The organism is Corynebacterium sp. DNF00584 (assembly GCF_001552965.1).
Taxonomy (GTDB): domain Bacteria; phylum Actinomycetota; class Actinomycetes; order Mycobacteriales; family Mycobacteriaceae; genus Corynebacterium; species Corynebacterium phoceense.
Genome location: NZ_KQ959738.1, coordinates 1 through 12,239, shown reverse-complemented (window position 1 = coordinate 12,239; position 12,239 = coordinate 1). Strand labels below are relative to the sequence as shown.

Sequence of the window (12,239 nt, the reverse complement as noted above, 5' to 3'; positions counted from 1 at the left end):
CTAGCGCCTACGCGCCGCGCGGGCCCGGCTGGCAGTGCGGGCACCACCAGATAATGCGCTCCAGCTCCCCTTTGTCTCCACCGGCATCGACGCCGCCCAGCACGCCTTTTTCAATGGGTGTTCCGCACCGCCGGCAGCGTGCGTTGTTGCGCCCAAAAACATACGTCGTCTCCCCGGCGCGCCGCACACCGGTCGTGACTCGGATGGGCGAGAACCTGTTGGCCCACATGATTGTCCGCGAGACGTCCACAATCTTGGCCACATCCACCGTGCTTGCCGATGCCCCCGGGTGCACGCCTGCAATAAAGCAGGCCTCTGCACGGTACTCGTTGCCAATGCCCGCGACATTCTTCTGATCAAGCAGCGCCGCACCGATGGCGCGTTCCGGGCGCGCTTCGATGCGCCGGATCGCCTCCTCACGCCCGCCATTTGTCTCCCAGTCCGGGTCGAGGATGTCTGGGCCCAGATGCTCGATGCGCCCTAGGTAATCCGACTCAGGATAGACCTCGACGAAGCCTAGCGTGTGGCCGACAACCTCAATATCGCGCGGTTCATCAGCAAGCTGCAACACCACGCGCGCGGTATGCCCGGGAGCGCGCCACTTGTCCCCGGCGTAATGGATGTGCCACTGGCCCTCCATTTTCAAATGCGTATGGAGGATGAGCGGCTCGTCCTCGTCGCCCGCGAATTCCATGAAGAGATGCTTGCCATAGGGCCACACAGCCACGCACTCCATCCCGTCAAAGCGCGCGAGCGCATAGCGCGGCACCCGCACCGAGGTCTTAGTCACCTCGCGGCCGACCATGAACTGCATGCGTTCGGCCAGCTGCAGGACGGAATCACCCTCAGGCACGCGGCATCACTCCTTCTTTAACGCCTGGCGAGTCTACGCCAGCCCTAACTAAAACCGTAAGGTGTCATCATGACATTCAACTGACTCAACGCCTACGGCGCCGACCAACTCGTGGTGTTGCTCGTGCCGAATATCATCGGGGCGCTCGCCGGCGGCAACGGCGACGCGCAACCGCCGGTGGACGTCCCCGTCGCACTCACGGTGGCTGAGAATATCGCCCGCTGTGCGTGCATAATCCTCGTGGTTCTCCCCTCGGCGTGGGCAGATGTGAGCTGCGCACGCGCGGCGCACGCTGGACCTATTCGGTCTGAACGCCGCCGCGCGCTGGAGCTCTTAGTGGCGGATGTTCACACGCTTGTGGTTGTAGAGGCCAGACTCGATGAGCTTGACCATGCCCAGGGCGTAGTCAGCGTAGGAAATCTCGTTGTTGCCGTTGGCATCGACGGTGAACTTGTCGGAGTCGACAATCTCAAACTTCCCGGTGCGCTCACCCTCGGCATCGAACTCGGCAGCCGGGGACACGAACGTCCAGTTGAAATCATCACGCATACGCAGGTAATCGAGCTGCTCCGACTGTGCGGAAGCCAGCGGCACGAACATATTCGGGAAGTCCGGAATCTCGAGCAGCTTGGTGCCCTTATCGTCCACGATCATGGAACCGGCACCACCTACAACGTAGAGACGAGCATCGGAACCGGCGAGCACGTCGCCCAGGTGTGCCACGGACCTGGTATGCAGCGGCAGCGTCTCCGGGGTAAAGGCGCCGAAGGCGTTGACGACAGCGTCGAAGCCAGCGAGGTCCTGCGCCGTGATGTCCATAATGTCGCGCGTGATGACGTTCGTTGCAGCGGAGCGGTTCTCGCCACGCACGATGGCGGTGACGTCGTGGCCTGCGGCCTGTGCTTCCTTGACGATGCGCTGGCCGGCCTTGCCGTTGGCAGCAATGACTGCAATCTTCATGGGAGTTCTCCTTCAGTAGGTTTAACTTTAACGTTGAAGCCAACCTTAGGCGCATGTGGTAGCTTTTGGGAAGTAGGAACCCAAAATTGCCCTAGGCACCAAAAAGAAACTATCAAGGTCACAGCCATGAAACAGCCGCTTACTTCTTTGCCCGCCTGCCCCGTCGAGACGACACTCACGCTTCTGTCCAACCGCTGGCGCGCCATGATCCTGCGCGATCTCCTCGACGGCACCATGCGTTTTAACGAGCTGCGGCGCTCCGTGACCGGCATCAGCCAGAAGGTCCTCACGTCGAACCTGCGCGAGATGGAAGACACCGGCATCGTCCACCGCGAGGTCTTCGCTGAGGTCCCGCCCCGCGTCGAGTACTCGCTCACTCCCCTCGGCCAGTCCATGCGCCCCATCCTTGACGCCATGGACGAATGGGGCACGCACTACCAGCAGCAGGTTGCCAAGGACATCGCCTAGCACCGGTATCCACGCTCCGCCGCTCACCCAGCTTTGGGTTTATGGCGCTTCACGCCGCCAAACCAGCCCCCAAACGCAACAAAACCAAAGCCAGGATGTGCTGCGGCACCAGTCGTATCCCTAGCGCCGATACCCACGCGGCCGGAATCCACCCGGCGCGGACCGCCAGCCTTCACGCCCCGCGTCGGCAGCACCATCAGAGGGTTCGGCCTCCGGCACCGACTCCAGCGCATCGGACAGCGACCGTCCCCGCCTGCTCGGCGCCACGGAGGTCGAAAGCTTGCCAGAAATCCGCACGCCCTTCGGAGTAATCCCTGCGCCGTGCTCGCGCAGCTGATTCGCCAACGGGGTCTCAAAGACCGAGGCCCCGTTGGCCTTTTCGATGGTGAGCGGCGAGAGGCGCCCAGATGCGACGGCCTCAGTGAGCGCCGCCACGATATAGCCCACGACCTCGCCGCCATCGATGCCCGCGGGCACCGGGAAGGTCGTGAGCGTCTTGCCGCCACGCGTGAGGTGCGCGACGGGCAGGCCGTCCACGAGCACGACCAAAGCACCCGCCGCGCGCGTGGGCGAGCCCTCCGTCTCCGGCCACGGCAACGCCGCACCGTAGGGGTTCGCCGGATCCGCCGCGGCCAGCAGGTAGGTCTGCGGCTCCTGCGTGCCCGACGGCCAGCCGGTCACGTCCGGTGAATCCGCGAGCCCGCGCAGGCGGTCGATGACAGCAGGCGTCGAGAACTGCGCCGCACCCAGGCCTTCAATGACGTAGCCACGCATGGCCTTGCCGGACTCCTCGAATCCGGAAAGCACCTTATACGCCAGCGCGAAGCCGCCCAGCACATCTTCAGCGACGACGCTCCCACGCGTGACCACGCCGTAGCGGTCAAGCCAGGCCTCGCCGTGTGCCAAAGAGCGAGCCGTTGCTTCCGATGCCGCCGGCACCGCCAGCGCCCAGCGCCCCGCCACGTCCGGCGGGGTCGAGGTTGCACGCTGCGACTGGGCAAAGGACGTGCGTCCCATGCGCAGGCGCGAACGGCTCGGCCGGCGCTTGGAACGGTGCGCCGCCGCGGAGCGAGATCCACCGGAAAGATGCGCGCGAATCGGTGCAAAGGAATCCGGCGCGACGAGCCCAGCCTCGACGAGCTGCCAGAGTGCCTCTCGTAGCTCTCCGGGAGCCGCCAGGCTACCGGGAACTTCCGCCAGCAAATCAGCAAAAAGGAACCCGCCGCCACGTGCAAGCACGTCGAGCACTGACTGCTGGAGCATGGACGGACCGAACTCGCCCAGCTGAGGAGCCAGCTGCGCCGCATAGTCCGCGGGCAGCAGCATGATCCATGGGTCGGACGCGCCGGCCTTGCCCGCGCCGAGGATGAGAACCTCGCCCGAGGACGTGAGCTCGTCCAAGTGCCGCGGGGAATAGTCCCCCACACGCGCGGGCAAAACGAGGGATTCCCAGGCGCTGGCGGGCAGACGCACCCCAGCGAGCTGCTCGATAACGGCAAACACGCCGTCGGCGCCACGCAACGGGGGCTGCTGCCCCACCGGTGCCACTTGCTGCCAGTCCGGTAGGAAGCGTCCATAGGTCGCGGGCGTGACTGGCTCCGTCGCCGCGCGAGCCGCAGCCAGGGAGCGCGATCGGATGACGCGCAGCACCTCGCTGGCCACGTACTCGGTTTCTTCGACACCCTGGCGGTAGTGCCCTTCCAACACGCTGTCCAACGAAGAGACAACAGCGAAGGTAGCGGAGACGGAGAGACCGAAGGCATCGGCAGCCTCGCGCAAGGTAAACGGGCCGCGGGTGCGCGCCCAGCGCGACAGGAGCTGCTCCAACGCATCCGTGATCGTCGCTTGCTGCGCCGGGATGCCCGGCGGGACGGGAACGCCCAAGCCATCGCGGAGTAAGGGGGCATCGAGAGACTGCGCGAGGTGCTCGCGCCCGCCAATACGCACCCGCATGATGCGCGAACCCAGAGCGTCGAGCGCCGTCATCGGCACCGAGGCATGCTCGCCGAGTTCAGCGACCGGGATGGGCCCCAGCACGCGCAGCAAGTCCGCGACCTGCTCTGTGGTCTTCGCGCGGCGCTCCGGGGTGCGACGCTGCAGCTGGGCGTCGACCTCCGCGATGATCTCTGGATCGAGCAGTTCGCGCAGCTCCACCGTGCCCAGCAGCTTCGCGAGCAGCGCAGGGTCAAGCGCTAGGGCGGCTGCGCGTTTTTCCGCCAAAGGAGAATCGCCCTCATACATGAACGCGCCCGTGTAGTTAAACAGCAGCGAGGACGCGAACGGCGACGGCTGATCGACGGTGACCTCCGCGATGCGCACGCGCCGGTGGCCCAGGTCCCGCATGAGCTCCGTGAGTGCCGGCAGGTCATAGACGTCCTGGAGGCACTCGCGGACGGTCTCCAAGATGATGGGGAACGAGGGGTACTTCCGGGCGACGTCGAGCAGCTGTTCCGCGCGCTGGCGCTGCTGCCACAGCGGGGCGCGCTTGCCGGGGTTCCGGCGCGGCAGAAGCAGCGCGCGGGCCGAGCACTCGCGGAAGCGGGAGGCAAACAGCGCGGAGCCGCCTACCTGTTCCGTCACGATATCTGCGATCTCGTCGGCATCGAAGGCAAAGAGGGACGCGTCCGGAGCTTCCTCGCCCTCGGGCAGGCGCAGCACGATGCCGTCATCGCCGGAGACCGCCTGCGGATCCATGCCGGTGCGCTCCGCCACCCGCGCGCCTACGGCAAGCGCCCACGCCGCATTGACGGGACGGCCGAACGGCGTGTGAAGGACCAGCCGCCAGTCCCCTACTTCGTCCTTGAAGCGCTCGAGCAGCAGCGTCTTCTCGTCCGGGATAAGCCCCGTCGCGTCCTCCTGCTCGCGCAGGTAGGCCAGCAGGTTATCGCGCGCCCACTCGTCCGAGTCAATAATGAGCGACGGGTCTGAGTAGGCCTCACGGCGGAAAGCACCCAAGGCCTTGCCCAGCTCGTACGGGCGGCCAGCGGCGTCGCCATTCCAAAACGGCAGGCGTCCCGTATGCCCCGGCGCAGGCGTGACCTGCACCTGGTCACGGGTGATGTTCTCAATCCGCCAGCTCGTGGCGCCCAACGTAAAGATGTCGCCGACGCGGGATTCATAAACCATCTCCTCGTCGAGCTCACCCACGCGCCGGGGTGCGCCGCCTTCCGCGCCACCCACCAAGAAGACGCCAAACATGCCGCGGTCGGGAATGGTGCCGCCGCTGGTCACGGCCACGCGCTGCGCACCTGGGCGCGGCGTCAGCATGCCCGTGATCCGGTCATAGACGACGCGGGGCTTGAGCTCCGAGAAATCCGTCGAGGGATACACGCCCGAGGCCAAGTCGATGACGGAGTCGAAGACCTCACGTGCCAGGTCCCGGTAAGGCCAGGCGCGGCGGACAGTCTCGTACCACTCGTCCGCGTCGAGGCCGTCCTCGCCCGCCGCAGCGACAGCCGCGACGGTCTGTTGCGTAAGGACGTCGAGCGGGTTGCGCGGGGTTTTCAGCTCCTCGATAAGGCCTTCGCGCATGCGCCGCACCGTCACCGCGGATTGCAGCAGGTCCGCCCTATGCTTCGGGTAAAACGAGCCTGCCGATACCGCCCCTACCGCATGCCCCGCACGGCCCACGCGTTGCAGGCCAGAGGCCACCGATGGCGGTGACTCCACCTGCACCACGAGCTCCACCGCGCCCATGTCGATGCCGAGCTCCAGCGAGCTCGTCGCCACAACCGCCTTGAGCGTGCCCTCCTTGAGCATCGTCTCCGTCATGGCGCGCTCGTCCTTGGACACGGAGCCGTGGTGAGCGCGCGCAATAACCGCCGGGGCCTTGCCCACGACGTCTGACTGCGCCATGAGTTGAGACGGCGGACGACGCGACGCCGACGACAGCGAGTCCGGATCGTGCTCCGCCGCGTAGAGCTCGTTGAGCCGGCTCGTTACGCGCTCTGCCGTGCGGCGCGAGTTCACGAAGACGAGCGTCGAGCGGTGCGCCATGATCTCTTTGTACAGCTTGTCCTCGATAAACGGCCAGATGGACTTCGCCGTGGGCAGCGCGGACTCGGTGGGCCCGGCGTCGATGCCCTGGCGCCCCAGCCCGGAATCCGACCGCGGCTGAGGCAGCGGACCACCGGTTATCCCCAGCGGGTCGTCGACGGTCATCTCGCCGATCGTCGAGCCGGCCTCCGGCACCGGTAGGTCCGACATGTCTTCGACCGGCACGTGAATAGTGAGGTCCCAGCGCTTCTCCGCCGGCGGCGCGATGATCTCCACCGGGCGCCCGCCGCCCAGGAAGTTCGCAACAGCCTCGAGCGGGCGCACCGTGGCCGACAGCCCGATGCGTTGGAATTCACCGGCGACCTGCGCCAGGCGTTCCAGGGTCAGCGCGAGGTGCACGCCGCGCTTCGTGCCAGCAAGCGCGTGAATCTCATCGATGATGACGGTATCCACGCTCTTTAAGATGCCCGCCGCTTTGGACGTGAGCATGAGGTAGGCCGACTCCGGCGTCGTGATGAGCACGTCCGACGGGCGGCGCACCTGCCGGTTGCGCTCAGCCTGCGGGGTGTCGCCCGAGCGCACGCCCACCGTGATATCCGGAACCTCCTCGCCCAGGCGCTCCGCTTTGCGCGCGATGCCTGTCAAGGGCGCGCGCAGGTTATTCTCCACGTCCACGCCGAGTGCCTTGAGCGGCGAGATATAGAGGACTTTCACTCCTCCATGACTTCCGGCGGCGGCGCCAGCCGACGCCGCGCCGGGAAGCGGCAGTGCCGTCTGGCCCTCGCGCTCGACCAAGTTATTAAGCGCCCAGAGGAACGCTGCGAGGGTCTTGCCGGAACCGGTAGGGGCGACGACGAGCGCGTGGGCATCGGCAGCAATGGCGCGCCAAGCCTGCTCCTGGACGTCGGTGGGGCGGGCAAAGACATCCTCGAACCAGCCCCGGACGGCGGGCCGGAATTGAGCGAGGACGGCGTCAGTCATTCCTTCACTGTAGCGCGGCGACCGACATGGCAAGGTAGGCTAATTCCCATGACCCGCGAACTTACAGATTCTCGTCTTACCAACCACATCGCTGAAGGCGTCGGCGAAATTCTTAAAGGCGTGCGCACCAGCGGTTTGCTGCGTGGCCTTGAGCTGGGTGACGCTGGTGACGTCCTCGCGCAGGAATGGATTTCCCGCGTCCTCGAGCAGCACCGCCCCGAAGATGGTTTCCTCTCCGAGGAGGCCACGGATGACATGTCCCGTCTGAAGAAGGACCGCGTGTGGATCGTCGACCCCATCGACGGCACGAAGGAATTCTCCACCGGCCGCCAAGACTGGGCCATCCACATCGCCCTCGTCATCAACGGCGTTCCGGAGCACGCCGCCGTGGGCATGCCGGACCTGGGCGTGACGTTCAAGTCCTCGGACGTGCGCGCCGTGACCGGCCCCATGTCGAAGAGGTTCGTGGTCTCCCGCAACCGCCCGCCGCAGGTCGCCGGCTTTATCGCGGAGAAGATGGGCTACGAGACCGTGGGCGTCGGCTCCGCAGGCGCGAAGGCCATGCACGTCCTCCTCGGCGACTTTGACGGCTATATCCATGCCGGTGGCCAGTACGAGTGGGACCAGGCGGCACCTGTGGGCGTGGCCCGCGCCGCAGGCCTGCACTGCTCGCGCCTCGATGGCTCCCCCATCACCTTCAACAACGAAGACACTTTCATCCCGGACCTGGTCATCTGCCGCCCGGAAATCAAGGACGAGGTCCTCGCCGCGGCCGCCGAGTTCGCGGAGGCCAACGGCGGGTACAACTAAACGCCTGACACACGCCCTGTCCCAGCTGAACCGGGATGGGGCTTTCGTTTTGCCACAACACGTTAGACTGTTGGGCATGATCGACACCCCGTATGAAGACCTCCTGCGCCGCATCCTCGAGGAAGGCACGCCCAAAGGCGACCGCACCGGCACGGGCACGCGCTCCATTTTCGGCGCGCAGCTGCGCTACAACCTGGCGGAGTCCTTCCCACTGCTGACCACAAAGAAGGTCTATTTCCACGGGGTCATCGGCGAACTGCTGTGGTTCTTGAAGGGCGACTCGAACATCACGTGGCTCCAGGAAAATAACATCCGCATCTGGAACGAATGGGCCGATGAGAACGGCGAGCTCGGCCCCGTCTACGGCGTGCAGTGGCGTTCCTGGCCCACCCCGGACGGAAGCCACATCGACCAGATTCAAGGGGCGTTGGACACGCTCAAGAACAACCCGGACTCCCGCCGCACAATCGTCTCTGCCTGGAACGTCGCGGAGCTCAACCAGATGGCGCTCATGCCGTGCCACCTACTCTTCCAGCTCTACGTCGCCGACGGCAAGCTCAGCCTGCAGGTCTACCAGCGCTCCGCGGACATGTTCCTGGGCGTGCCGTTTAACCTCGCGTCCTACGCGGCCCTGGCGCACATGTTTGCCCAGCAGGCCGGCCTTGAGGTGGGCGACCTCATCTGGACCGGCGGCGACTGCCACATCTACAACGACCACGTCGAGCAGGTCAAAGAACAGCTCACTCGCGAGCCGCGCCCCTACCCACAGCTCAAGCTCAATAAAGCGGCGAGCCTCTTCGACTACGACTTCGCCGACTTCGAGCTCGAGGGCTACGACCCGCACCCCGCGATCAAGGCTCCGGTGTCCGTCTAATGTGGGGCGCGATTTGGGCACAGTCGCTCGACGGCTGCATTGGCAACGGCGTCACCATGCCCTGGCACGTGCCAGAAGACCTCGCCCATTTTAAGGAGGTCACCCTCGGCGCGCCCGTCGTCATGGGCCGTAAGACGTGGCAGTCGCTCAACCCCACGTTCCGCCCACTGCCCGGCCGCGATAATTACGTCCTCTCGCGCCAGCTGCCCGGCCAATGGTCCGCAGGCGCGGAGGTCCTCCGCGACCTGCAGCACGCTCCGCATGAAGCCTGGATCATCGGCGGCGGCCAGGTCTACGCCGCAACGCTGGGCCAGGTCGAGCGCGTGGAAATCACCCTCATGGACGCCAATGTCGCCGAGGCCTATGGCAAAGACGCCGTCTTCGCCCCCGAAATCCCCGAGCACTTCTCGCTCACGGCCGAAACCGGCTGGCTTACGTCCGAGAAGGGCCATCTGGAGCTGCCGGGAATACCGCCCAGCGATCTGCCGTTGAAATACAAGTTCCTCACCTACGAAAGGAAAATCTCCGCATGACCGTCCAGCCCCCTGAGACCAACGCACCCGTTACTATTTTCTACGCCGATTGGTGCCCGTTCTGCGCCAAGCTGCGCAAGAACCTGGACCGCTCGGAGACCCCGTACGACCTCGTTGACGCGGAGGCCGAGGGCACCGAGGACATCAACGAGTGGATTAAGTCCGTCAACGACGGCAACCGCATTGTCCCCACCGTCCTCTACTCTGATGGCACGCACGTCACCAACCCGCCGGCCTCCGAGGTTCGCGCGAAGTACGCCGAGCTCACCGCGTAAATGGCGACCTGGGATACCGTCGCCCGTTCCACGGGCATCCAGGGCGAAGAATGGGTGAGGCTCCTCGACCCCGCCCACAACCACGCCCAGCTTGCCGATGCCGCCCTCTCCCACCTCCGCGCCACCCTCGCCGCCCAGCCGGACGGCGTCCTCAAGGGCAAGAACCTGGAATGGTGGGCCCAGGGCGTTGCCGTCTCTTTTGAGCAGCACATCGGCCGCCGCGTGCCCGGCAAGCGCTGCGACGGCTCCTTCGGCGCGAATGCCTCAAAGACCGTCCCCGGCGCGCAGGCCGATATCGCCGCCGCCTGGGCCGAGTTCGCACCACAGCTCCCTCTAATTCTTGACGGCGAGCCACGCATCAGCGAGACGGCCAAGTGGAACTACTGGCGCGTGACGGCCACGAGCCCCACCGCGCCGGACGGTTCCTCGGCCAGCGTGTCCATGAACATCCAGTCCCGCACGCCCGGCAAGACCACCGTCGCCGCTGAGGTCAAGGGCCTTACCTCCCCCCGCGGATTCCGCCCATTACAAGGCGCTCTTCAAGCGGGCTCTCGCCGACTTCGCGGCCTTCGTCGCGGCGCGCTAAGACGCATCGCGACACCACGCCAGATTAATCGTCGTCTTCGCCGAAAAGCTCGACCATATCAGCCGGCGACAGCGTGCCCGCCATGCCGGAAATCTCGGACGCGTAGACGGTGTTGAGGTACTCCTCAAGCGCCGTCTTCAGGCGCTGCGCGTCCACCTTATTGAGCAGCAGGATGCGCTCGGTGGAACCACCCGGCACCGTCTTTTCCACGGCCAGCGTCTTGTAGCCTTCCTTCGTCACCAGCTCGGTGACAATTTCGCGGCGCTGGACATCGTGAAACCTCACATTGGAATCGTTAACCATACTCAACAAGTTATCCGATTTAGGGCCCCAATGGGCAAGGCTGGTAATCTAATTCCTCGTGATTGTCCCCCCTCCCGTGAGGAGGCAAGTATCACCCCCGCCCCAGTAGCTCAGGGGATAGAGCACGGCTCTCCTAAAGCCGGTGTCGGAGGTTCGAATCCTCTCTGGGGCACACAATTTTCCGGGGGTTTCGGTTAACTTTTCCGTTCAATTCAGGAAACTCCTTCCAGGTTAAACCCGGTCTTCAAAATTCGGTAACTTTTGGAGAAACTATCCCCGAAACGACGAAAACCGGCCGGTTTCAAGCCTGAAAAGGGCTTTGCCGGCCGGTTTTTGCTTAGAAAGTCGGTGTCGTTCCACGACCTGTAGGCCACTCGGCGTGAAGTCCTCGAAAACTCAAGGTTCAGCCGGTGGCCTTTGGCTTATGCCGCCTTTGGTGGCGCGTTGTCGCCCAACTTCCACTGCTCAATGTCGTCCGAGCTGGGCTTGCGGCCGCCCCGCGGCGGTGGCGGAGTCGGCTTCTGGGACGTATTTGGACGCGACCAGGCAGCCGCGTCGAGCATGGCAAGGTTCACGCCCACCGCGGCCATGGCCATGCACAGCATTTGTGCTGCCCAACCGCGCATAAGGCGCGTGGTGACGTCGCCGGCACCCTGGTAGGAGCCGTTCTTGAGCATGGCGTTACGCGACTCAATGGTGTTGCGGCGGCCGTACTCTTTACGCCACTCGGCGGTCATAAATGCCGGTCCATGCTGGAGGAACTTCGCACCGTCCTCGGCGGTGTTCTTGAGCGTCACCGTGCGCTGCTGGCAGACCTTCGGGCAGGAAGCCTTGGAGGGCACCTCGGAGTCGGTCAGCTCGTCTTTTTGGAAGCCTGCCTTCTTCTTGCCTTCCTCGGCAGGCGGCACGAGAGGGCAGGTAATTTCCGCACCCTCAGCGCGGGCAGGACACCCCAGACGCACGTCACCCTTCTTGTTCGGCTTCGTGCCGTAACGCGCGAGCGCCAGACGCTTGCGAGCCTGAAGCAGGTTCGAGAACTGCTGGTCGGTCAGTTGCCCCTTTTCCCACGCGGTGTAGGGGTCGAGCAGGCGCGGCATGTTGAGAATTGCAGGACAGTACGCAGTACCGTCCACAATGGGCGCGCCAGACGTCGTAATGGTCTGGACACCGCGGGTGTCACGGCGCATGTCAGCGACGAACCCGTAGCCCAGTTTGCGCATAGGCATTTGGAACTTCGCCGGGTTCTGCCCCGGCGAGTAGAGACGGTCAGCAATGAAGTGCCGGCGCGGGAGTTCCGGACGGTCGGTCAAGTTCTTCAGCGACTCGAACACGCGCTGCGACGGTGCCACGGCAGGCACCCCGCCAGTCACGCCAAGAATGAGCCCCGGCGCGCCACCCGGCTCGGCAAAACCTTCACCGCACATGGCGACAACGGTGGCTTCAAGACCCCAGGTGTGCGTTGCGGTCTTCTTCGTGTTCTCGCCGTCGTGGTCGCCTTCCTTGGCGTGCCAGCCCAGTGTTGGGGTCGAGGCGACAAGGCAGTGCTTGCCGGCCTTGCCAGAGAGCGGACCTGACCCCCGTTAGGTAGACACCTCTGATT

At 65.0% G+C, this 12,239-nt stretch carries 11 protein-coding genes and 1 tRNA gene; 7 read left to right on the top strand and 5 right to left on the bottom strand.

From position 1 onward, the window contains the following. Positions 1-7 precede the first annotated feature (7 nt). Together HMPREF0307_RS03955 and HMPREF0307_RS03950 are read right to left on the bottom strand one after the other, a co-directional pair. Positions 8-853, bottom strand: coding sequence for a DNA-formamidopyrimidine glycosylase family protein (locus HMPREF0307_RS03955; RefSeq protein ID WP_066487705.1), 846 nt, complete (start codon positions 851-853; stop codon positions 8-10). A 333-nt stretch (positions 854-1,186) separates the two neighbouring features. Further along, on the bottom strand, positions 1,187-1,813 hold the full coding sequence (locus HMPREF0307_RS03950; protein WP_066487696.1) for an NAD(P)-dependent oxidoreductase: 627 nt from the start codon (positions 1,811-1,813) through the stop codon (positions 1,187-1,189). A gap of 126 nt (positions 1,814-1,939) precedes the next feature. Here HMPREF0307_RS03950 and HMPREF0307_RS03945 point away from each other — a divergent pair, with 126 nt between their 5' ends. Further along, positions 1,940-2,281: a winged helix-turn-helix transcriptional regulator gene (locus HMPREF0307_RS03945; protein WP_066487690.1), complete on the top strand. Its 342-nt coding sequence runs from the start codon at positions 1,940-1,942 to the stop codon at positions 2,279-2,281. A 120-nt stretch (positions 2,282-2,401) separates the two neighbouring features. Here the strand turns inward: HMPREF0307_RS03945 and HMPREF0307_RS03940 are convergent, their stop codons facing one another. Beyond that, the gene (locus tag HMPREF0307_RS03940) at positions 2,402-7,258 is read right to left on the bottom strand and encodes an Lhr family ATP-dependent helicase (protein ID WP_066487681.1); all 4,857 of its coding nucleotides are present in this window, start codon (positions 7,256-7,258) and stop codon (positions 2,402-2,404) included. 48 nt (positions 7,259-7,306) lie between these two features. Between HMPREF0307_RS03940 and HMPREF0307_RS03935 the strand changes: the two genes are divergently transcribed. The 5 genes from HMPREF0307_RS03935 to HMPREF0307_RS12855 all read left to right on the top strand — a co-directional run bounded on the left by HMPREF0307_RS03935 (position 7,307) and on the right by HMPREF0307_RS12855 (position 10,452). Continuing rightward, the gene (locus tag HMPREF0307_RS03935; protein ID WP_066487678.1) at positions 7,307-8,068 is read left to right on the top strand and encodes a 3'(2'),5'-bisphosphate nucleotidase CysQ; all 762 of its coding nucleotides are present in this window, start codon (positions 7,307-7,309) and stop codon (positions 8,066-8,068) included. A gap of 67 nt (positions 8,069-8,135) precedes the next feature. Continuing rightward, a complete protein-coding gene (locus HMPREF0307_RS03930; RefSeq protein WP_197418383.1) occupies positions 8,136-8,942 on the top strand; it encodes a thymidylate synthase in 807 nt (268 codons plus the stop codon). After that, positions 8,942-9,475 (top strand): dihydrofolate reductase, encoded by a 534-nt coding sequence (locus HMPREF0307_RS03925; RefSeq protein ID WP_066487662.1) that lies wholly within the window; start codon positions 8,942-8,944, stop codon positions 9,473-9,475. The genes HMPREF0307_RS03930 and HMPREF0307_RS03925 overlap by 1 nt, the downstream gene beginning before the upstream one ends. Next, complete coding sequence (locus HMPREF0307_RS03920) at positions 9,472-9,750, top strand: glutaredoxin domain-containing protein (RefSeq protein WP_066487659.1); 279 nt, start codon at positions 9,472-9,474, stop codon at positions 9,748-9,750. The genes HMPREF0307_RS03925 and HMPREF0307_RS03920 overlap by 4 nt, the downstream gene beginning before the upstream one ends. Next, a complete protein-coding gene (locus tag HMPREF0307_RS12855; protein ID WP_156435901.1) occupies positions 9,751-10,452 on the top strand; it encodes a hypothetical protein in 702 nt (233 codons plus the stop codon). On the opposite strand, the gene HMPREF0307_RS03915 is transcribed toward HMPREF0307_RS12855, so the two are convergent. Then, complete coding sequence (locus HMPREF0307_RS03915; RefSeq protein WP_353935770.1) at positions 10,361-10,621, bottom strand: cg0963 family protein; 261 nt, start codon at positions 10,619-10,621, stop codon at positions 10,361-10,363. The genes HMPREF0307_RS12855 and HMPREF0307_RS03915 overlap by 92 nt on opposite strands. 117 nt (positions 10,622-10,738) lie before the next feature. On the opposite strand from HMPREF0307_RS03915, the gene HMPREF0307_RS03910 reads away from it, so the two are divergent. Then, positions 10,739-10,811, top strand: a tRNA-Arg gene (locus tag HMPREF0307_RS03910). 250 nt (positions 10,812-11,061) lie between these two features. Here HMPREF0307_RS03910 and HMPREF0307_RS03905 read toward each other — a convergent pair. Beyond that, on the bottom strand, positions 11,062-12,063 hold the full coding sequence (locus HMPREF0307_RS03905; RefSeq protein WP_066487643.1) for a hypothetical protein: 1,002 nt from the start codon (positions 12,061-12,063) through the stop codon (positions 11,062-11,064). Positions 12,064-12,239: the final 176 nt, after the last annotated feature.